23 protein-coding genes and 1 pseudogene are annotated in these 19,720 nt (G+C 61.3%); 15 read left to right on the top strand and 9 right to left on the bottom strand.

The annotated features are described in order from the left end of the window. Positions 1 to 78: 78 nt before the first annotated feature. The 3 genes from P7C00_RS24665 (at position 79) to def (ending at position 1,945) form a co-directional block, all read left to right on the top strand. The gene (locus tag P7C00_RS24665) at positions 79 to 270 is read left to right on the top strand and encodes a CsbD family protein (RefSeq protein WP_102860617.1); all 192 of its coding nucleotides are present in this window, start codon (positions 79 to 81) and stop codon (positions 268 to 270) included. Between the two features lie 188 nt (positions 271 to 458). After that, entirely contained in the window at positions 459 to 1,403 is a 945-nt protein-coding gene (locus P7C00_RS24660) for a YihY/virulence factor BrkB family protein (protein ID WP_346632391.1), read from the top strand. Between the two features lie 2 nt (positions 1,404 to 1,405). After that, positions 1,406 to 1,945 (top strand): peptide deformylase, encoded by a 540-nt coding sequence (gene def, locus P7C00_RS24655; protein ID WP_346632390.1) that lies wholly within the window; start codon positions 1,406 to 1,408, stop codon positions 1,943 to 1,945. A gap of 9 nt (positions 1,946 to 1,954) precedes the next feature. On the opposite strand, the gene P7C00_RS24650 is transcribed toward def, so the two are convergent. Both P7C00_RS24650 and gstA read right to left on the bottom strand, forming a co-directional pair. Beyond that, positions 1,955 to 2,380, bottom strand: coding sequence for a GNAT family N-acetyltransferase (locus P7C00_RS24650; protein ID WP_346632389.1), 426 nt, complete (start codon positions 2,378 to 2,380; stop codon positions 1,955 to 1,957). A 324-nt stretch (positions 2,381 to 2,704) separates the two neighbouring features. Continuing rightward, a complete protein-coding gene (gstA, locus tag P7C00_RS24645; RefSeq protein WP_346632388.1) occupies positions 2,705 to 3,307 on the bottom strand; it encodes a glutathione transferase GstA in 603 nt (200 codons plus the stop codon). A 97-nt stretch (positions 3,308 to 3,404) separates the two neighbouring features. Here gstA and P7C00_RS24640 point away from each other — a divergent pair, with 97 nt between their 5' ends. The 3 genes and pseudogenes from P7C00_RS24640 to P7C00_RS24630 all read left to right on the top strand — a co-directional run bounded on the left by P7C00_RS24640 (position 3,405) and on the right by P7C00_RS24630 (position 6,109). Beyond that, the gene (locus P7C00_RS24640) at positions 3,405 to 4,265 is read left to right on the top strand and encodes a LysR family transcriptional regulator (RefSeq protein ID WP_346632387.1); all 861 of its coding nucleotides are present in this window, start codon (positions 3,405 to 3,407) and stop codon (positions 4,263 to 4,265) included. A gap of 527 nt (positions 4,266 to 4,792) precedes the next feature. After that, positions 4,793 to 5,521, top strand: a pseudogene (locus P7C00_RS24635) (PAS domain-containing protein); the annotation flags it as partial. 18 nt (positions 5,522 to 5,539) lie between these two features. Beyond that, on the top strand, positions 5,540 to 6,109 hold the full coding sequence (locus tag P7C00_RS24630; RefSeq protein WP_404940082.1) for a methyl-accepting chemotaxis protein: 570 nt from the start codon (positions 5,540 to 5,542) through the stop codon (positions 6,107 to 6,109). Positions 6,110 to 6,170: 61 nt separating this feature from the next. Here P7C00_RS24630 and P7C00_RS24625 read toward each other — a convergent pair whose 3' ends face one another. The 4 genes from P7C00_RS24625 to P7C00_RS24610 all read right to left on the bottom strand — a co-directional run bounded on the left by P7C00_RS24625 (position 6,171) and on the right by P7C00_RS24610 (position 8,800). Beyond that, positions 6,171 to 6,677: a hypothetical protein gene (locus P7C00_RS24625; RefSeq protein ID WP_346632385.1), complete on the bottom strand. Its 507-nt coding sequence runs from the start codon at positions 6,675 to 6,677 to the stop codon at positions 6,171 to 6,173. 182 nt (positions 6,678 to 6,859) lie between these two features. Then, positions 6,860 to 7,603 carry an NAD(P)-dependent oxidoreductase gene (locus tag P7C00_RS24620; RefSeq protein WP_346632384.1) on the bottom strand — a complete coding sequence of 248 codons (744 nt, stop codon included), beginning with the start codon at positions 7,601 to 7,603 and terminating at the stop codon, positions 6,860 to 6,862. A gap of 32 nt (positions 7,604 to 7,635) precedes the next feature. After that, positions 7,636 to 8,268, bottom strand: coding sequence for a glutathione S-transferase (locus tag P7C00_RS24615; RefSeq protein WP_346632383.1), 633 nt, complete (start codon positions 8,266 to 8,268; stop codon positions 7,636 to 7,638). 100 nt (positions 8,269 to 8,368) lie between these two features. Beyond that, a complete protein-coding gene (locus tag P7C00_RS24610; RefSeq protein ID WP_102860627.1) occupies positions 8,369 to 8,800 on the bottom strand; it encodes a PACE efflux transporter in 432 nt (143 codons plus the stop codon). A 122-nt stretch (positions 8,801 to 8,922) separates the two neighbouring features. On the opposite strand from P7C00_RS24610, the gene P7C00_RS24605 reads away from it, so the two are divergent. Further along, positions 8,923 to 9,840: a LysR family transcriptional regulator gene (locus tag P7C00_RS24605; protein WP_346632382.1), complete on the top strand. Its 918-nt coding sequence runs from the start codon at positions 8,923 to 8,925 to the stop codon at positions 9,838 to 9,840. On the opposite strand, the gene P7C00_RS24600 is transcribed toward P7C00_RS24605, so the two are convergent. Further along, a complete protein-coding gene (locus P7C00_RS24600) occupies positions 9,837 to 10,766 on the bottom strand; it encodes a LysR family transcriptional regulator (protein ID WP_346632381.1) in 930 nt (309 codons plus the stop codon). The two genes, P7C00_RS24605 and P7C00_RS24600, sit on opposite strands and share 4 nt — an antisense overlap. 66 nt (positions 10,767 to 10,832) lie before the next feature. Between P7C00_RS24600 and P7C00_RS24595 the strand changes: the two genes are divergently transcribed. Next, positions 10,833 to 11,453 carry a LysE family transporter gene (locus P7C00_RS24595; RefSeq protein ID WP_404937525.1) on the top strand — a complete coding sequence of 207 codons (621 nt, stop codon included), beginning with the start codon at positions 10,833 to 10,835 and terminating at the stop codon, positions 11,451 to 11,453. A 6-nt stretch (positions 11,454 to 11,459) separates the two neighbouring features. Here P7C00_RS24595 and P7C00_RS24590 read toward each other — a convergent pair whose 3' ends face one another. Continuing rightward, positions 11,460 to 12,491 carry a LacI family DNA-binding transcriptional regulator gene (locus P7C00_RS24590; RefSeq protein ID WP_148059758.1) on the bottom strand — a complete coding sequence of 344 codons (1,032 nt, stop codon included), beginning with the start codon at positions 12,489 to 12,491 and terminating at the stop codon, positions 11,460 to 11,462. 215 nt (positions 12,492 to 12,706) lie between these two features. Between P7C00_RS24590 and P7C00_RS24585 the strand changes: the two genes are divergently transcribed. Continuing rightward, on the top strand, positions 12,707 to 13,240 hold the full coding sequence (locus P7C00_RS24585; RefSeq protein WP_102860632.1) for a gluconokinase: 534 nt from the start codon (positions 12,707 to 12,709) through the stop codon (positions 13,238 to 13,240). Positions 13,241 to 13,324: 84 nt separating this feature from the next. Continuing rightward, positions 13,325 to 14,677: a GntP family permease gene (locus P7C00_RS24580; protein ID WP_047305702.1), complete on the top strand. Its 1,353-nt coding sequence runs from the start codon at positions 13,325 to 13,327 to the stop codon at positions 14,675 to 14,677. A 102-nt stretch (positions 14,678 to 14,779) separates the two neighbouring features. On the opposite strand, the gene alaC is transcribed toward P7C00_RS24580, so the two are convergent. Continuing rightward, complete coding sequence (gene alaC / locus P7C00_RS24575; RefSeq protein ID WP_123726204.1) at positions 14,780 to 15,991, bottom strand: alanine transaminase; 1,212 nt, start codon at positions 15,989 to 15,991, stop codon at positions 14,780 to 14,782. A 278-nt stretch (positions 15,992 to 16,269) separates the two neighbouring features. Between alaC and P7C00_RS24570 the strand changes: the two genes are divergently transcribed. The 5 genes from P7C00_RS24570 (at position 16,270) to kdpA (ending at position 19,716) form a co-directional block, all read left to right on the top strand. Next, a complete protein-coding gene (locus P7C00_RS24570; RefSeq protein WP_346632379.1) occupies positions 16,270 to 16,932 on the top strand; it encodes a LysE family transporter in 663 nt (220 codons plus the stop codon). A gap of 69 nt (positions 16,933 to 17,001) precedes the next feature. Beyond that, on the top strand, positions 17,002 to 17,490 hold the full coding sequence (locus P7C00_RS24565; RefSeq protein ID WP_404937524.1) for a GyrI-like domain-containing protein: 489 nt from the start codon (positions 17,002 to 17,004) through the stop codon (positions 17,488 to 17,490). A gap of 253 nt (positions 17,491 to 17,743) precedes the next feature. Then, a complete protein-coding gene (gene kdpF, locus P7C00_RS24560) occupies positions 17,744 to 17,842 on the top strand; it encodes a K(+)-transporting ATPase subunit F (RefSeq protein WP_016968152.1) in 99 nt (32 codons plus the stop codon). After that, positions 17,826 to 17,996: a hypothetical protein gene (locus P7C00_RS24555; protein ID WP_346632377.1), complete on the top strand. Its 171-nt coding sequence runs from the start codon at positions 17,826 to 17,828 to the stop codon at positions 17,994 to 17,996. Before kdpF ends, P7C00_RS24555 begins: the two co-directional genes overlap by 17 nt. A 13-nt stretch (positions 17,997 to 18,009) precedes the next feature. Then, positions 18,010 to 19,716 (top strand): potassium-transporting ATPase subunit KdpA, encoded by a 1,707-nt coding sequence (gene kdpA, locus P7C00_RS24550; RefSeq protein ID WP_346632376.1) that lies wholly within the window; start codon positions 18,010 to 18,012, stop codon positions 19,714 to 19,716. Positions 19,717 to 19,720: the final 4 nt, after the last annotated feature.

Raw genomic sequence — 19,720 nt, 5'->3', positions numbered from 1 at the left:
GCAACGGCCACGAGTCAACCTTGGGTAACGACGTAAATCCTCTTTGTTCGATCAATGAATGTTCTACGGAGAAATACCATGGGCAGCACAGCGGATAAGGCAAAAGGTCTGGCCAACGAAGCCATCGGCAACGTCAAGCAAGGTGTCGGCAAGGCCACCGACAACACCAAGCTGCAGGCAGAGGGCAAGCTGCAGGAGAAGAAAGGCGAAGCCCAGCAAGCCCTTGGCAAGACCAAGGATGCAGTGAAAAAGACCATCGACAAGGCCTGAGTACGAGGCCCACGATGATGCACCGCAGCGGCCATCCACGGATGGCCGTTTTCATGTGTGCGCTGCTGTCGAGAACCCGTAATCAGCCCGTCCGAATGGTTGCGGTTCGCCAACTAGGCTAATTTGTTGTAGAAAACGCCCCCTGAGTCGCTATCGACTTCAACCTTTTTGCGGCGAAAGGAGACGCTATGATTTTTCCGGACCTCAAAGGTTTGCCCTTGCACCGTGTGCTGATCCGCACGGTCAATGAATTCATCGCGGACGAGATGTCCACCTATGCCTCGGCGCTGGCCTACCAGATGCTGTTCTCGCTGTTCCCCTTCATCCTGTTTCTTATTGCCCTGATCGGTTTCCTGCATCTGCCGGACTTCTTTACCTGGCTGCGCCTGCAATCGGAGCTGGTGCTGCCGCCCCAGGCCCTGGAGCAGGTGAATCCGGTGATCGATCAACTGCAACAGTCCAAGGGCGGATTACTCTCCGTGGGTATCGTCATCGCCCTGTGGACCGCCTCGGCGGGCGTGCGCCTGATGATGAGCGCAATGAACGCTGCCTACGATGTGGTCGAGGGCCGGCCGATCTGGAAGCGCTTCCCGCTGTCGGTGTTCTACACCGTGGGCATTGCCGGCATGCTTCTGGCCGCTGCGGCCCTGATGGTACTGGGGCCCCAGGTGATGACCTGGCTGGCCGGGCAGGTGGGCCTGGAAGAGTTCATCGTCACCTTGTGGACCATCCTGCGCTGGCCGGTGATCGTGCTGCTGATGATGGTGGCGGTGGCCCTGATGTATTACGTGATGCCCGATGTGAAGCAGAAGTTTCGCTTCATCACGCCGGGCTCGGTGCTGGCGGTGGTGGTATGGATTGTCGCGTCCCTGGGCTTTGCCTACTACGTGAAAACCTTCGCTAACTACAACGCCATGTATGGCAGTATCGGCGCGATCATCGTGTTGCTGCTGTACTTCTACATCTCTGCTGCTGTGCTGTTGCTGGGGGCGGAGATGAACGCGGTGATCGAACACATGTCGGCCGAAGGCAAGGAACCTGGCGAAAAGGACTTTGACGGGCCCGGCGATAAACAACACGTATCGGGACTGGGCCGGGACCACTCGCTCCATCCGACCACTGACGAAGCCTGAACATGATCCGTGAAATCCTCAAAATGGGCGATGAACGCCTACTGCGTATTGCGCCCCCGGTGCCGCCCGAGATGTTCGACAGCCCGGAGTTGTGGCAACTGATCGACGATATGTTCCAGACCATGGAAAGTGTCGGTGGCGTTGGCCTGGCAGCACCGCAGATCGGTGTCGATCTGCAACTGGTGATCTTCGGCTTCGAGCACAGCGAACGTTATCCGGAGGCGGAGGCAGTGCCTCAGACCATCCTCATCAATCCCTTGATCACGCCCTTGAGTCCGCAACTGGAAGAGGGCTGGGAGGGCTGTCTCTCGGTGCCAGGGCTGCGGGGCGCGGTGCAGCGCTACCAGCATATTCGCTATGAAGGCTTCAGCCCCAAGGGCGAGCCTATCGTGCGTGTGGCCTCGGGCTTTCATGCCCGGGTGGTGCAGCATGAATGCGATCACTTGATCGGGCGGTTGTACCCGTCGCGGATCACTGATTTCAGCAAGTTCGGTTTCACCGAGGTGCTGTTTCCCGAGCTCGATCCCAACACTGACGAGTAACGCCCAAGCCTACGGGCCCAGGCGGCCGCTGTCGGTCCCCATGGCCAGCAGCGGTTTGCTGCGTTGGTAGCGAGCCAGTCGTTCGGCCAGGGGCTGGGGTAATCGGGTATCGGTGGAAAAACTCATGCGCTGATACAAAGTTTCCAGGTCCGGGTGGCAGAACAGCCAGACCGGTCCTTCGACCTGCCTCAGGGCCTGCTCCACCAACTGCCCGGCCAGCCCTTGGCCGCGTCGCTCGGGGGCGACGTACAAACCCGTCAGCCAATGCCCCTGGGCCACCGGGGTCAGGCTCATCCCGGCGACGATCCCATCGTTCTTGACCACCCAGAGCTGACCTGCGGACGAGGCCCGCATGGGCGACTGGTGCTGGCGATAGAACTTGTTCAGCAAGGGGCGCGCGGCCTCGGCAAGGCGGCTGATCTGGAGGCTGGACATGGGCTTTCCGGGTTTGCAACAGGGAGCGGCAGATTATAAAGGAACCCCCGGCAGCTATAGGTGCTATACCTGAATCCTATCCCGCAACAGTGGAGTGAAGATCATGTCCAAAGGTATGAACGCCAAGAAAAATGCCAAGAAGAAACCGGCAAAGAGCGCTGACGAGAAACGCGCCGAGAAAAAGGCCAAGAAAACCGAAGTGAACATCTTCGGCCATTGATCAATTTGACGAAGCCCGCAACGCGGGCTTCGTTTTATCCCTTCTAAAATGGCAGGCGCGCGTTCTGTCTGCTCAGCGCGACTTCTCCATTTCTTGTACCGAACCTACGCCAGCTCTATTGCCAACGCCTCCCGCACCGCCGGCCGCTGCTCGACCCGAGCCTGGAACTTTACCAGCGCCGGCCAGGCTCCCAGATCGATGGCAAACAGCGCAGTCCAGCGCAGCACGGTGAACAGATAGGCATCGGCGATGCCGAACTGACCGCCTTGCAGATAATCCTGGCGCTCCAGGGTCTGCTCCAGCAGGGCAAAGCGTTTGAACAGCTTCTGCCGGAACACCTCCTTCACGCTGTCATCGAGCCCTGGGTTGAACAGCCAGCCCATGATCCCGTGAACTTCGCTGGTGATGAAGTTCAGGGTTTCCTGCAGGCGTACCCGTTGCCAGCTGCCATTGGCCGCCGCCAATCCGGCCTCGGGCTTGAGGTCGGCCAGGTATTGCAGGATTGCCGGGCCTTCGGTGAGCACTTCGCCGTTGTCCAGTTGCAGGGCGGCCACGTAGCCCTTGGGGTTGATGACGAGGAAATCCTGACCGTCGGCGGTGCGCTTGCTGCGATTGTCGACACGGATGGCGTCGAACGGCAGTTGCAGTTCCCGCAGTACGATATGGGAGGCCAGGGAGCAGGCTTGAGGGGCGTAGTAGAGTTTCATCGGCAGGTCTCTGGTGAGTGTTGGAGCCAGTGTCGGGGCGACACCTGCATGGGTAAAATTAATCTTTCAGAAAATCGCCATAAGGATAGCTACTGCCATGATGAACCTGATGCATTGGCGCCTGCTGGTGGCGATAGCCGAATGCGGCACCATCACCCGGGCCGCCGAGCAGGTGGGCATGACCCAGTCCGGGGCCAGTCAGGCCTTGGCCCAGATGGAAGACATGCTGGGCGTGCAACTGTTCATCCGTGAAAGCCGCCAGGCGCTGCCCACGGCAATCGGCCTACAGGTGCTGGAGCAGGCCCGGGTGATGCTCGGAGCCCTGGCCCAGGTTCGCCGGCAAGTGGACACGGCCCGGGGCATCCTCCAGGGCAGTTTGCGCCTGGCGGGCTTTCCCATGGTCCTGGCGAGCTTCCTGCCACCGGTGCTGCGACGTTTCAAGCAACTGCACCCGGGGATCGAGGTGGTGCAACTGGAGGTCAGCGACGATGAAGTCGAAGCCCTGTTGGAGGCGCAGTTGGTGGATCTGGGAGTGGTACTGAATCCGGCGCCCGAGCGTCGTTCGTGGGTGCTGGGTGTCGATTCGTGGGTGGCCGTGCTGCCTCAGGACCATCCTTGGCAGGCCCCGACCATCGAGCTTGAAGCCTTGCTGGCGCAGCCCTTTGTCCTGGCCACTGGCGGCTGCTCGGTGAATGCCCGCAGCCTGGCGGTCGAAGCCGGAATGCCGTTGGCAGATGTGCGGATCGAAGTGCGCGAGTGGAATAGCGCATTCAGCCTGGTGCGCGAACGCTTGGGGGTGACCCTGGTGCCGGAGAGTACCTTGCCGGAACAGCGCCAGGGATTGCGAGTGCTGCCTTTGAGTTGCCCGATCGAGCGGCAGTTCGCCCTGGTAGCGGCGCCGGGGCGGGAGTCACACGGGCTGGTTCAGGCCTTTGTACAGATGCTCGCTCGGGTCTAGTCGGCGAACTGTTCCTGGCGAGTCATATTTATGTCTTGCTTGATACTTTTCGTGAAGGCTGAGAAGCATTTAAAAGTTGTGAAAACAGACTGACTGGTGGCCTTGCATAGAGTCGGCGGCTGTCTATGCTCAATTGTGAAAAAGCGTATCGGGCGCTTTGTGAACCACGGTCTCGTGATGTTTTCAGCCTTATAACGGGTGTTTGTGGAATGTTCATCCGAGCACGAAATTGAATTCATGAATAAAGACGAGAGTGCGCAACTAGAGGCACCGCAGGATCAGGAGCATTTAATTAGATGGAGTTTCTTTTCTTTGTTAGGTCGGACCCGGCAACGGGTCATCAAGAAAAGGATGGCTTGATAAGAGCGTTGCAACATGGACTCTCCGATTAAACATCATTTATCACCTGACACTTCCTTTCTCACATGGAGAGAGGCGCTTGCCCTGTTTATGGAACGTTGTGGTGGCTCAGTTGAAAGACTAGAAACTTCCGTCAATCAAAAGACAGCGTTGAAGGTGATACAACCATGTTTAACCTACATCACAAGGCTGACCTGCTAGAGATCGAGCGCTTTAATTGTGCGTTGACCGAGGCCAATGCCAAGTTGGCGGCGATCAGCCATTCCATGGCGATGATCGAGTTCTCTCCCGATGGCATCGTGCTCGACGCCAACGATAATTTTTGCAAGGCCATGGGCTATTCCGTGGAGGAGATACGCGGCAAGCATCACCGGATCTTCTGCGAGGAAGAGTTCTATCGCAGTGAGGAGTACGCCAAGTTGTGGCGTGATCTGGGCCGGGGTGAACCTGTCAGCGGCACCTTCCTGCGGCTGAACAAGCGCGGCCAGGAGATCTGGCTCGAAGCCAGCTACATGCCGGTGTTCGATGCCGACCGTCGGGTCAGGAGTGTGATCAAGGTGGCCTCGGACATCTCCGAGCGCATCCATCTGGAACATGAAAACCAGAGCCTGCTGAACGCCATTGGCCGTTCCATGGCAATCATCGAATTCACCCCGGACGGCAAGATAGTTGCCGCCAACGACAACTTCCTCAAGACCATGCAGTACTCCCTGAACGAGATCCTCGGTCAGCACCACAGCATGTTCTGTCATCGCTCTGAAGCCGAGTCTTCGGAGTACAAGCAGTTCTGGGCCTCGTTGAACCGTGGCGAATACCACTCCCACCGTTTCGAGCGGGAAAACAAGTACGGCCAGACCGTGTTCCTCGAGGCTTCCTACAACCCGCTGTTCGACACCAAGGGCCGCTTGTACAAGGTGGTCAAGTTCGCCAGTGATATCACCCAGCAAGTGACTACCCTGCAATCCGCCGCCGAATCGGCCCACAGCACCTCGGTGCAGAATGATGCCTGCGCCCAGAAAGGGTCGGAGGTGGTGCAACAGACGGTGGAAATCATTCAGCAGATTTCCCACGACCTGAATGAAGCCGCCCGCAGCATCGATGCGGTCAGCAAACAGTCGGAGATCATCGGCACCATCGTCCAGACCATTCGCGGGATTGCCGACCAGACCAACCTGCTGGCGCTCAATGCGGCCATCGAGGCGGCCCGGGCCGGCGAGCATGGGCGGGGGTTTGCGGTGGTGGCGGACGAGGTGCGCAGCCTGGCGGCACGCACCAGCCAGGCAACGGTGGAGATCGTCGAGGTGGTGCGCAAGAACCACGACCTGTCCATGAGCGCGGTCACCAGCATGCAGTCGAGCCTGAGTCGCACCGGACTTGGGGTCGAGCTGGCCAATGAGGCGGGGGAGGTGATCCTGGAGATTCAGCAGGGCTCAAGGCATGTGGTGGATGCCATCAGCCAGTTCAACTCGACCTTGCAGTTGTAGTCGCGGTTTTACCTCGGACACAAAAAAGGGTTCCCATGGGAACCCTTTTTTGTTGTCACTGTTACAACGACGCGAGGAACTTCTCGTCGATCGGTTTGGCGCTGTTCTTGGCCTCTTTCTCTTCCTTGGCCAACTGCATCTTGTCTTGCAGGCGCTGGGCAATTTCCTGGTTGATCGTCAGTTGCCGCTCAGGTGGCAGGTTCTTCAGATCTTCTTCGGTCAGACCCATATCCTTGAGGATACTGTCACGCAGACGCTGTTCGGGCGTCTTGCTCATGTAGTCCTTGAACTCGCTCAGGGCACCGGTTTCCGTGGCGCTGTTGGCCTGTGGAGTGCTGGTGGCGGGCGGCGTGGCCTGGAGCAGGACACGGGTCTTGGCGAACGCTGCATTGACGTTGTCGTCCACGGTATTGCCTTGCAGGCTGGACTGGGACGTCGGCACGGTCACGGAGTTCTGGGCCTGCTGCAGCATGCCGCTGTACAGCGCGCTGGCGGCAGCGGTGGTCGGGTCCATATCGGTGCGCGAGGTGGGCTGCACCGAAACGGATTTCTGGGCGTTGACCAACATGATCGGGAACCTGTGTGAGAGAACTAGACTGAAGTTTTAGCAAGTTTCATGCCGATACTTTGGTCCATGAATATCAATGGGTTAGGAGAATAACTGTCGGCGGGTGGCCAGTAAGCGGACAAGTCTTGCCGCTTCCTGGCAATTGCCGCCCGCCTGTTTGCCGAGGGGGGGCGATCAGTGTCTCAGTAAGTGATGGGAATGCCGAAATGCTCCTGGAAGGCATCGTCCACCGGCTGGTACCCCAGGACCCGGGTGGTTTCGCTGAGGTCCAGGCGCTTGAAGCGGTTGTTGGATATGCCATGGCCGATCAGGTACTGCACCCCAGGGGTTTCCACCGCTCGCTGTAGCAGTTGCACGGCGTCCCGAGGGCTGAGCCAGGCGCTCAGGTCGCGGGTGGTGGTCAGTTCGTGGTGTTGCGGGTCCTCGAACGCACCAATGCGCAGGGCGATGCAGGACAGCCCGCGCCGGGCCGCATAAAAGGCGCACAGGGCTTCGCCATAGCATTTGCTCACGCCGTACAGGTTGGCCGGCATCACCGGCATGCCCGGGGTGATCTGCCGGTCCACCGGGTAGCCCTCGATGGTCTGGGCGCTGCTGGCGAACACCAGGCGCTGGCAACCAGCGTTCACTGCTGCCTCGAACAGGTAGGTGGTGGCGAGGATGTTGTTGGGCAGCAGTTCGTCGAAGCTGGCACTGGCGTGGGGGATGCCGGCCAGATGCACGATCACGTCGATCCCTGGCAGCAGGCGGCCGATGGCTTGCGGGTCATCGAGGTCCAGGCGTACGAAGCGGTGGGGGGCGGGGATGTCGAAGTCCGGTTCGACGCGGTCGGTGAGGGTGAAGCGATGGCGTTCCTGGGAACCCTGGAAAAACACTTTGCCGATCCTGCCGCAGGCGCCGGTCAGTAGTACGTTGAGTCCATCCATGTCGAGTCTCCGGTGGGCTGAGAAGGGGTGGCCTAGGGGGTGCCGTTGCGTCCATGCAGCAGGAAGCCTGGACGCAGGCTGAGGCGTTCGTAGTAGGCGGCCACAGCGGGGAAGTCCGGGTGTTCCATGGGGGTCATCTTCCAGCGATTGACCGAGAGGCCAAGGACGATGTCCGCCAGGCTGAAGGCTTCACCGAGCACATAGGCCCCGGTGCTTTCAAGCTGCTGTTCAAGAATTGCCATCTTGCCGTTCCAGGCCAGCAGGCTGGCGCCGATGCGCCGGCTGTCCTGGCAGTCTGGATGCTGGCGCACCAGGCCCATGAAGGCGTAGCTCCAGGCCGGATTGAGTTCGGTGGCCTGCCAGTCCATCCACTGTTCCACCAGGGCCCTGGCCCGCGGGGCGAGGGGCAGCAGGCCGCTGCCGGGATGCAGATTGGCCAGGTAGCGGCAAATGCTGTTGGACTCCCACAGGGCCCCGGCGTCATCGATCAGCACTGGGACCTGGGCGTTGGGGTTGAGGGCGAGAAATTCGGGACTGTGGGTCGACTGGAAGCCGCTGCCCCAATCTTCCTGCTGGTAGGAAAGGTCCAGCTCTTCACAGGTCCACAAGACTTTCCTGACGTTGATGGACGAGGCTTTACCGAGAATTCTATAGGGGGTTCCCATGACGCTTCCTTGTTCGTGGCACAGGTTGGCCATGGGAATCTATCAGTGAGCCAGGTTCTCGGCGACGGTCAAATTGCCTCCAGGGGTGTTTTGCTTGGCTTCAGGCCGGATCGGGCAGGGCCGAAGCCGGCAGACCGAAAACCCGGTCGAACAGCCAGTTGAAGGCGAAGGTGTAGCAGGGGATGAACAGGATCAGCGCCAGGTCCAGGAGGAAGGCCTGCACCAGGCTGATGTTCATCCACCAGGCGATGAGCGGGATCAGGAACACGATCAGGGTCAACTGGAAGCCCACGGCATGCGCGATGCGCCGTTTGACGGTGCGGGTGCGTGACGGCTGGCGGCTTTCCCAGCGTTCGAACAGGGTGGTGTAGATGAAGTTCCAGGTCACCGCGATGCTGGTGATGACCACGGCCAGCGGCCCGGTGCTGCTGGGGGATGTGCCGGACAGCAGGGCCAGGCCGAGGGCCGAGAAGGTCATGCCGAATACCTCGAACAGGGATACGTAGACCAGTTTGCGTTTGACGCCTTGCATGGAGACTCCTCGGTGTTGAATGTCAATGGCCAGGGCTGGACTGGCGCAGGGCGCGAAAGATAGCTTCAATGGCGATGACAGAAAAAGTCGGAAGCTTTCAGTTTTGCTGATAGGTTGCACCCATGAATTTCTCCAGTGACAGCATCCAGTTGTTTCTCGCCGTGCTCGAGCGCGGTTCCTTTTCTGCGGCGGCCCGCTCCTTGGGCAAGGTGCCTTCGGCGGTGAGCATGGGCATTGCCAACCTTGAGGCCGAACTGGGTTATGCCCTGTTTGATCGCAGCCATCGCGAGCCGGTGCCGACGCCCCTGGCCCTGTCTCTGGCGCCCCATGCGCGGCTGATCGCCGACCAGCTCAAGCAGTTGCAGGTGCACGCCATCGAGCTGTCCCTGGGCCTGGAGAGCAAGCTGTCGATCGCCGTGGTGGATGACATCGACAAGCAGCGAGTACTGGCCGCCATCAAGCTGATTGCCGAGCGCTATCCGCTGCTGGAGGTGGAGGTGCTCAGTGCCCCCCAGGATGATGTGCTGCAGCTGCTGCACAGTGGGCGGGTGAGTGTGGGCGTGGCTTTTGCCGGCTTGAGCGTGAATGCCCTGGAGTATTTCCAGTACATCGGCAGTGAGCGGGTGATTGCCTGTATCTCGCCGCGACATCCGGTGTTTGTGGCCAGCGATGGCTCGTTGTACCTGGAGGAGCTGATCCGGGTCCGTCAGGTCGTGGTGGCCAGTCGCGACCTGCCCATCAGCGATACCCGGCCCTTGGTGGGCGAGTCGCTGTGGCGCACCGACAGCCTGGCCATGGCCCTGCACATGGTGGAAGCCGGCATCGGCTGGGGCAATTTCCCCTTGTCAGTGATCCAGCCGCTGCTGGCGGCCGGGCGCCTGCAGCGGCTGAAGTTCAAGAACCTCGACAACGGTTTGTCATTGCCGGTGCATGGGGTGTGGCTGAAGAACCGGCCTCTGCAGAAGGGCGCGCTGGCCCTGGTGCAGTTGCTCAGTGGCGAAGATCCGGCGCTGGGACCGTTGTCCGGCCCCGGGGTTTAGCCCAGGGCCTGTTCACGCAACCAGCGCAGCAGGTGACCGGCCGCCGAGTCGTCGCTGATCGCCTGGGCGGACAACAGGTAATAGGCGCTGCCGTCGGCGACGAAGTCGAAAGGGGCGCAAAGCAATCCTCCAGCCAGATCATCGCGCACCAATTGCCAGGGGGCGATGGCCAGCCCCAGGCCCGCCACCGCCGCTTGCAGGCTGAAGTAGAAATGCTCGAAGACTTGCTCCTGGGGAGCCGGGGAAGCAGGCAGTTGCCGCCGTTGCAGCCACTGCTCCCAGGCTTGCGGCCTGGTGGCGCTGTGCAGGCGCGGGGCCTGTTCCAGCAAGGTCGGCTGGCCGCTTGGCGAAGGGGCCCAGTCAGGCTGTTTGTCCGGTCGGCAGACGGGGCCAATGGCTTCGTCGAACAGCCAGTGAGCCTGGGTTTCGTCGTTCCAGGCGAAATCGTTGCGGCGAATCGCCAGGTCGATGCCAGTGTTGAACGAGAAAGGCCCGCCGCCGGCCAGCAACTGGATCGATATCTCCGGGTGGGCGGCCTGGAACGCCGGCAGGCGTGGGATCAGCCAGCGCATCAGCAGGGTCGGTTCGCAGGACAGCACCAGCGGCGCCTCGGGGTTCGGTGCCCGCAGGCGGCTGGCAGTGTTCTCGATCAGGTCCAGGGCCTGGGTCACGCTGTGCAGCAGTTCGGCTCCGGCCGGCGTCAGAAATACCCGATGGCTGCGGCGTTCGAACAACGCCGTGCCCAGGTCCTCTTCCAGGGCGCGCACGGCGCGGCTGATGGCGCCATGGGTCAGGTGCAGAGCGGTGCCGGCCCGGGTGAAGCTTTCCAGGCGTGCCGCCGCTTCGAAGCAGCGCAAGGCGCTGAGGGGAGGCAGGCGACGGCGTGATGTCTGTGAGTTTTTATCACTGAGAGTGTCAGTTTTCATCGTTGGCTGTTCCCGTGCCGATCCCCATACAGTAGCGCCTGATTCTATAACCAAGGCGTATGCAACGTGACTGAACTGTTAGTCGTAATCACCATCACCATTCTGGCGGTGCTCAGTCCCGGAGCCGATTTTGCCTTGGTGACGCGCAACAGCCTGATGCTCTCGCGCCGCCACGGCGTGTTCACCGCCCTGGGGATCGGGCTTGGGGTCATGCTGCATATCGGCTACAGCCTACTGGGGGTGGGGGTGCTGTTGCAGCAGTCGCTGCTGTGGTTCACCGGGCTGAAGATTGCCGGGGCGGTTTATCTGATCTATCTGGGGGTCAAGCTGTTGCGCGGTTCTGACCAGGGGCCGCAAGAGGCAGGGACGGCGAGTCTCGAGATATCGTCCTGGGCGGCTCTGCGCAGCGGCTTTCTGACCAATGCGCTGAACCCCAAGACGATGATTTTCGTTCTCAGCCTGTTTATGCAGGTGATCCAGCCGGGCACGGTGTTGCCGGTGCAGATCGGCTACGGCGCAATCATTGTCCTGGCCCACGTATTGTGGTTCGTGGCGGTGGCGCTGTTTTTCTCGGCACCGGCCATAGCCAGGCGATTGTTGGGGTACAAGCGCCGTATCGATCAGGTATTCGGTGTGGTGCTGGTGGGGTTCGGGCTGTTGCTCAGTGTCCTGAGCATGCAGCCCTGAAACGCCTCAGGTGCTTTCCCGTACCCGCAGCTCGAAGCCCATGTCCACCACGGGCTCGGCCACGCTGTTGCCGGCCAGCAGGGTCAGCATCTGCTCGGCTGCGCGGCGGCCAATGGCTTCCCTTGGGGTGCTGATGCTGCTCAGGCGCGGCACCATGTGCTCCGAGGACGGTAGGTCGTTGAAACCCAGCACCGCGACTTGTTCCGGGACCTTGATCCCGCAGCGCATGGCTTCCAGTAGCGCGCCCTGGGCCAGGTCGTCGTTGCCGAAGAAGATGGCGTCGACCTGCGGCTGGCTCTGCATCAGTTGCAGGAACAGTTCGCCGCCCAGGCCCACGGAGGATGGGCGAGGGGTCAGCAGTTCCAGATCGGGGTTGTACAGCCCGGCCTCTTGCAGGGCGCGACGGAAACCTTCGCCCCGCAGCAGGGTGCGTTGATCCAGTTGTGCGCCGACGTAGGCCAGGTGCTTGCGGCCACGGGAAATCAGATGCTGGGCGGCGGTCTCGCCGGCGTTCAACTGGGAAAAGCCCACGCAGTTGAGTCCGGCACCGGAGTCCAGGTCCATCATGTAAACGCAGGGGATGTTGTTGGCCTCGATCATCCGCCGGGCGCTCTCGGTACGGTCGAAACCGGTCAGCAGCAGACCCCGGGGCTGGTAGGTCATGTAGTTGCGTAGCAGGTTCTCTTCTTCATCCCTGGAGTAGTGGTAGTTGCCAATCAACACTTCGAAGCCCTTGGGTCGCAGGACCTGATGAATGGCTTCCAGGGTTTCGATGAACAGCAGGTTGGACAGCGACGGCACCAACACCACCACCGATTGGCTCTGGGCCGAGGCCAGGGCGCGGGCGGCGGAGTTGACCACGTAGTTCAACTCCAGCGCGGCCTTTTGCACCTTTTCCACCAGTTCGGTGGCCACGCTGCTGACACCGCGCAGGGCGCGTGAGGCGGTGATCGGACTGACACCGGCCAGTCGTGCCACTTCGTTGAGGGTAGGGCGCCCCGTGGTACGGGAGTTTTTATCGTTTTTATGAGTGGTCATCAGACGGCTTGCCAAACAAAATTCAAGTCACTAAGGTAGCGCTGTCCTGAAACAGCTGCAATGCGTGAGCGAGGTGTGCCTGACCCTCGCTCTTTGGTTTGGCGGACTATATAAGCGGCAACCCACAAAAATGACAAGAAGGCGTCGGCAGACACTGTTTTTGTACTAGAACTAGAACTAGCGAAGGTAGCGCTGTCTGCGCGCTGAGGTGTTACATGAGTCAATCTATTACCGCCCTGGTCATCATGGGTGTTGCCGGCTGTGGCAAATCCAGCGTCAGTCAGGCCCTGTGCCAGCGCAGCGGCGCCACGGCCATTGAAGGCGATACGTTCCACCCTGCCGCCAATATTGCCAAGATGAGCGCCGGCATTCCCCTCGACGACGACGACCGTGCCGGCTGGCTAGACAGCCTCTGCGATGAATTGCGTCGTACCCTGGCCGCCGGTCAGCGTCCGGTACTGACCTGCTCGGCCCTGAAGCGCAAGTACCGCGAGCGCCTGCGCGCCGCCACCCCCGGCCTGGGCTTTATCTTCCTCGAACTGACACCAGCAGTGGCCGCCGATCGCGTGGCACACCGGCCGGGGCATTTCATGCCTTCGACTCTGATCGACAGTCAGTTCGCCACCCTCGAATCCCCCGTGGGGGAGCCGCTCACCCTGGCCCTGGATGCCAGCACCCTGAGCGTCCAGCGCCTGGCCGAACTGGCCAACCAATGGTGGCTGGAGCATGGCCTTGAACCTTCACATTAAGTGCTGGCTCGAAATAGGTAGCGCTATCCCACTCGGCCCTTGTTTTTAACGCTTTAATAAAAACAACAAACCGGAGGCAATCCCATGTTTGGCATGTCCCAAGAGACCTATCTGCTGGTTGATGCAGTGGTCACTATCATCGGCCTGATCGTACTGATCACCCGATTCAAGCTGCATCCCTTTATTGCCCTGACCATCGCTGCGGGGTTCCTCGGCCTGACGTCGGGCATGCCGGTGGACAAGATCATCAAGGCGTTCCAGGACGGTTTTGGTGGCGTGCTCGGTTTTGTCGGCATCATCCTGGCCCTGGGTACCATGCTCGGCAAGATGATGGCCGAGTCCGGCGGCGCCGATCAGATCGCCCAGACCCTGATCCGTTCGTTCGGCAAGGAGCGGGTGCAGTGGGCGATGATGTTCGCCGCGTTCCTGGTGGGCATCCCGCTGTTCTTCGAGATCGGCTTCGTGCTGCTGATCCCGCTGGTGTTCATTGTGGCCCGGCGCACCGGGGTGTCGCTGATCAAGATCGGCATTCCTCTGCTGGCCGGCCTCTCGGCGGTCCATGGCCTGGTGCCACCGCATCCGGGGCCACTGCTGGCCATCGGCGTGTTCGGCGCCGACATTGGCAAAACCATTCTTTACGGCCTGATCGTTGCCCTGCCGACCGCCATCATTGCCGGTCCGATCTACGGCACCTTCATCGCCAAATACATCCCGGGTCATCCGTCCCAGGAGCTGGTCGACCAGTTGGCCCGTGAAAATACCTCGCAGAACCTGCCGAGCTTCAGCGTGACTTTGCTGACCGTGCTACTGCCGGTGTTCCTGATGCTGCTCAAGACCTTCGCCGACGTGGCGCTGCCGGACGGGCATTTCTTCCGCATCTGGATGGACATGATCGGCCACCCGATCAGTGCCTTGCTGCTGGCCTTGCTGCTGTCGCTCTACACCTTTGGCTACAAGCAGGGCATCGGCTCCAAACAGATCCTCGGCCTGCTCGACGCCAGCCTGGCGCCTACGGCCGCGATCATCCTGATCATCGGTGCCGGCGGCGGCTTCAAGCAGATGCTGGTGACCAGCGGCGTGGGCGATGTGATCGGTCATATGGCGGTCAACGCGCAGATCTCGCCGATCCTCCTGGCGTGGCTGGTGGCGGCGGTGATTCGTATTGCCACCGGTTCGGCCACTGTGGCGACCATCACGGGCGCGGGCATCGTGGTGCCGGTGGTGGGGATGATCCCCGGGGTCAACCGCGAACTGCTGGTGCTGGCCACCGGCGCCGGCTCGCTGATCCTGTCCCACGTCAACGACGCCGGATTCTGGCTGGTGAAGCAGTACTTCAACATGACCGTAGCCGAGACCTTCAAGACCTGGACGGCGATGGAGACCATCCTCTCGGTGGTGGGGCTGATCTTTATCCTGCTGTTGTCGTTGGTGGTTTAAACGGCTTCGCCGGCAAGCCGGCTCCTGCAGGGAGCAGGTTGTCGGTGAAACGCGAGTGCAAAAAAACCGCATCACTGCGGTTTTTTTGTGGCTGAAAGCATCTCAGCTTTTCTGCACCAGCCCGTCGGCGCGGAACATGCCGCGAATACCACGCACCGCTTGGCGAATCCGGTCCTGGTTCTCGATCAACGCAAAGCGCACATGATCGTCGCCGTATTCACCGAAACCCACCCCCGGGGACACGCAGACCTTGGCTTCGGCCAGCAGCTTCTTGGCGAACTCCAGGGAGCCCAGGTGCGCGTAGGCCTCGGGAATCTTGGCCCAGACGTACATCGAGGCCTTGGGGTTCTCCACCATCCAGCCCAGCTCATGCAGGCCCTTGACCAGCACGTTGCGCCGTTGCCGGTACTGCTCGGCAATGTCGCGTACGCACTGTTGGTCGCCTTCAAGTGCCGCGATTGCTGCTACCTGCAGCGGGGTGAAGGTGCCGTAGTCGTGGTAGCTCTTGATCCGCGCCAGGGCGCTGACCAGCTCCGGGTTGCCCACCATGAAGCCAATACGCCAGCCAGCCATGTTGTAGCTCTTGGACAGGGTGAAGAACTCCACCGCGATGTCCTTGGCCCCGGGCACTTGCATGATCGACGGGGCTTTCCAGCCGTCGTAGACGATGTCGGCGTAGGCCAGGTCGTGGATCACCAGCACGTCGTACTGCTTGGCCAGGGCGATCACCCGTTCGAAGAAGTCCAGCTCCACGCATTGGGCGGTGGGGTTGGAGGGAAAGCCGAGGATCATCATTTTCGGCTTGGGGATCGAACCGCGAATGGCCCGCTCCAGCTCGGCGAAGAAGTCCACCCCGGGCACCAGCGGCACCGAGCGCACCTGGGCGCCGGCGATCACCGCGCCGTAGATGTGGATCGGGTAGCTGGGGTTGGGCACCAGCACCGTGTCGCCCTGGTCCAGGGTGGCGAGCATCAGGTGCGCCAGGCCTTCCTTGGAACCGATGGTGACGATGGCTTCGCTTTCCGGGTCGATATCGACCTCGTAGCGATCCTTGTACCAACGGGAAATCGCCCGGCGCAGCCGTGGAATGCCTTTGGAGGTGGAGTAGCCGTGGGTGTCCTCACGCTGGGCAACGGTAACCAGTTTTTCGACGATGTGCGGCGGAGTCGCGCCGTCGGGGTTGCCCATGCTCAAGTCGATGATGTCTTCGCCGCGCCGACGCGCAGCCATCTTCAGCTCGGCAGTGATATTGAAAACGTAAGGGGGGAGACGATCGATGCGCGCAAAGCGGCGCGGCGAACCTTGTTCGGCCATTGTTGCCTCGAAAAGACGTAAGCGCCCGGAACCGTCCGAGCGACGTTGGCCACTGCGGTGGCCTGCGGGGCAGACGATAAAGGCGCTGGCGCGGGCTTGTCCAGAGGAGCGGAAAAATATTTTTGCGCTCCGGGCGGTTTGCCGGGCTGTCGGGTTTGCCGCTATAACGTGCACGCTTTTTGCCTGCAAGGACGGCGCCCGGCCTCTGCCTGATCCGTTCCGGCGGATCTGACGCCGCGCGGCAGCTCTTCGAACAACAGCGTCAAACGGGATGAATGATGGAGTTTACCAGCGGCTTTTTGCTGAGCCTTTCGCTGTGCCTGGACATCGGCGTGGCCAATATCGCGATGATCACCCTGGCCATGCAGCGCGGCTATTTTCAGGGCTTTTGCCTGGGCCTCGGGACCTGCGTCGGAGACTTGATTTATGCGCTGCTGGCCCTGGCCGGAATGACCGTGCTGCTGCAGTACGAAACGGTGCGCTGGGTGCTGTGGATCGGTGGTTCGGCGCTGCTGGTGTATTTCGCGGCGAAGATGATTTATGCCGCCATTCATCACAGCGCGACATTGGCCACGGCTGGGGAGGCGGACCGCGGTTCGCCGCGCAAGGAGTTCTTGCGCGGGATCTTCCTGGCCATGTCTTCCCCCAGTGCGATCCTCTGGTTTGCCGCCGTGGGAGGCACCCTGATTGCCCGATCCGGTGGTGGCACGGTTGCCGACTCCGGGTTGTTCCTGGCTGGCTTCTTTTGCGCCGGGCTGGTCTGGACCCTGGGCCTGTGCCTGGCCGCGACCCAGGGCGGCAAGTTGCTGGGGGACAAGCTGTTGCGCTACTCCTATCTGGCATCTGCAGCGATCTTCTGCTATTTCGCGGTGTACGTGATCCTATCCGGTTATCAGGAGTTCATCCTCGGCGCCGGGGTGGCCGACCTTCCGGCGCTCTGATCCTGGCCCTGACGATTGGCTTCTATACTTGCTGCCGTACCCATCTTTTCTGCGGCAGGAGTGGCATTCATGGATGAGCAAAAACAGGGCGCGGGTCCAGAACCGCGCTTCGAAAGAGAGCGTTTTCTGCTGATCGCCGGCTTCAGCGAGCGGTTTACCCCTGGTGCCGGCCAGGACATCGGCCAGCTCTGGGAGCGCTTCATCCCCCACATCGGCAAAGTGCCGGGGCAAGTGAATGAGTTGACCTACGGCGTCTGCTGCAACCCCGATGACCAGGGCAGCTTCGAATACCTGGCCGGGGTCGAGATCAGCAAGCTCGACGACCTGCCCGAGCGTTATCGCTGGATCGAGGTGCAGCCGCAGAACTATGCGGTGTTCGAGCACGGCGGTTCCTTGCAGGACTTGCCACAGACCTTCAACTACATCTGGAAGACCTGGCTGCCCCAGTCCGGTCGCGAAGCGGCCGATGCCCCGGAATTCGAGCGCTACAGTGCCGATTTCAACCCTGATACCGGCAGCGGTGTGGTGGAGGTCTGGCTGCCGCTCAAAAGTGAATGATCCCCTCGGGGGCGCTGGCCGGCCCCCGATTCTCCCTGCCTTGGCCGCAATCTATACGCCGTCTTAACACCGTCCCCTGCAATCAGTGTCCGACCTTGATACGCCCTCACCTAACCTGCGTGGCGCAGAGGAGAGCGGCGGACGGCTCGTTCCCGACTCCCTGCCGGTGCCCATTGCCGGGCGCCTGACCGGTTGCGCCCCGGGCCGCTGTCTGCGGTTGCGGCGCCGCCTCAATGGATTAAGGGGAGCTGCCTTGCTGACACTGGAATTCATCTACGGCGCCAGCGGCTTTTGCGCCGTGCTGCTGTTCGTCTACCTGGGTTACGCGCTGATCCGTGCCGAGAAATTCTGATGACCGCACCCAGCGCTTCCCCGGCATTTTCATTCGCCCGTCCGGGCATTCTCGAGAAAGGAAACCAGCCATGTACGACCTGATCTTCGTGGGCCTGTCCCTGGGGTTCTTTGTACTGACGGCCCTGGTCATCGTCGCCATGGGCAAGATTTGAACGGAGCATCGACATGTTGAGTACTGTGCTGGAATACGCGGTGATCCTCGGGGTAATGACCGGGCTCGCCGTACTCATGGGCAAATGGCTGACCCGGGTCTTCAATGGCCGTGGCCACGCCTTGCCCGAGCGGGCCACCTACCGCCTGCTGGGGATCGACCCCGGCGAAACCATGGGCTGGGCCCGTTATGGCTCGGCGCTGTTGCTGTCCAACGCGGCGATGATGCTCCTGGGCTACCTGGTGCTGCGTCTGCAAACCGTCATGCCCCTCAACCCCCTGGGGTTGGCGGCACAGACCCCGGACCTGGCGTTCAACACCGCCGCGTCCTTTATCACCAACACCAACTGGCAGGCGTACTCAGGAGAAAGCAGCCTGTCGAACTTCAGCCAGATGGCGGTGATCACCTTCCTGATGTTCGTCGGCGCTACCGCAGGCGTTGTCGCCGCGGCTGGTTTCATTCGCGGCCTGAGCCGTTCCAGCTCGGCGGATATCGGCAACTACTGGGTCGACTTCACCCGCACCCTGTACCGGGTGATGCTGCCGCTGTGCCTGGTCATGGCCCTGGTCTATGTCTGGCAGGGCATGCCGCAGACCCTCAACTCCCAGGCCCTGGCCACCACCCTGGAAGGCGCCCAGCAGCAACTGATCGTCGGCGCTGTGGCCAGCTTCGAGTCAATCAAGCACATCGGCACCAACGGTGGCGGCTTCTTCAGCATGAACGCCGCCCACCCGTTCGAGAACCCGACGCCGCTGACCAACGTCCTGCACATTCTCAGCATGTTGCTGATCCCTTCGGCACTGACCTACACCTTCGGCAGCATGCTGTTGCGTCGGCGTCAGGGCTGGGTGTTCTTCGGCACCTTCCTGGTGATGTTCGTCGGCTTCCTGACCATTGTCTTCACCGCGGAGCAGGGTGGTAATCCGCTGCTGACCCAGGTCGGTGCCGACCAGCAACTGTCGGCAACCCAGAGCGGCGGCAACATGGAAGGCAAGGAACTGCGCTTCGGCATCGCCGACACCGCGCTGTTCGTTACCACCACCACGGGCGCCACCACCGGTTCGGTGAACGCCATGCATGACTCGCTGACCCCCATGGGCGGCTTCGTGCCCCTGGCGCAGATGATGCTCAACTGCGTGTTCGGCGGCGACGGCGTGGGCTTTATCAACCTGATCCAGTACGCCCTGCTGACGGTGTTCCTGGTGGGCATGATGATCGGCCGCAGTCCGGAATTCCTCGGCAAGAAGATCGAGGCCCGGGAGATCAAGCTGGTGATGCTCTCGGTGCTCGCGCATCCGATCTGCATCCTCGGCTTCACCGCCCTGGCCGCGCTGTGGCCGGACACCCTGAACAGCCTCAACAACCTTGGCCCCCATGGTTTCAGCGAGGTGCTCTACGCCTACGCCTCGGGTACCGCCAACAACGGTTCGGCGTTTGCCGGGCTGAATGCCAACACGCCGTTCTTCAACACCACCATCGGTCTGGCGATGCTCATGGGACGCTTCTTCACCATGTTGCCGATGCTGGCCGTGGCCGGTTCGCTGGCGGCGAAAAAGAACATCCCGGCCGGTGCCGGCACCATTCCCACCGCTACACCGCTGTTCATGTTCCTGGTGGTGTTCGTGGTGCTGGTGGTCGGTGGCCTGACTTTCCTGCCGGCCCTCGCGCTCGGCCCGCTGGTGGAGCAACTGCAGTTGCTGGCCGGCCAGACCTACAAGTAAGGGG

The sequence above is a fragment of the Pseudomonas sp. JDS08PS003 genome, assembly GCF_045013505.1.
GTDB classification, from domain to species: Bacteria; Pseudomonadota; Gammaproteobacteria; order Pseudomonadales; family Pseudomonadaceae; genus Aquipseudomonas; species Aquipseudomonas protegens_B.
The sequence above is the reverse complement of the archived record's forward strand: the minus strand, read 5'-3'. Positions and strand labels throughout refer to the sequence as shown.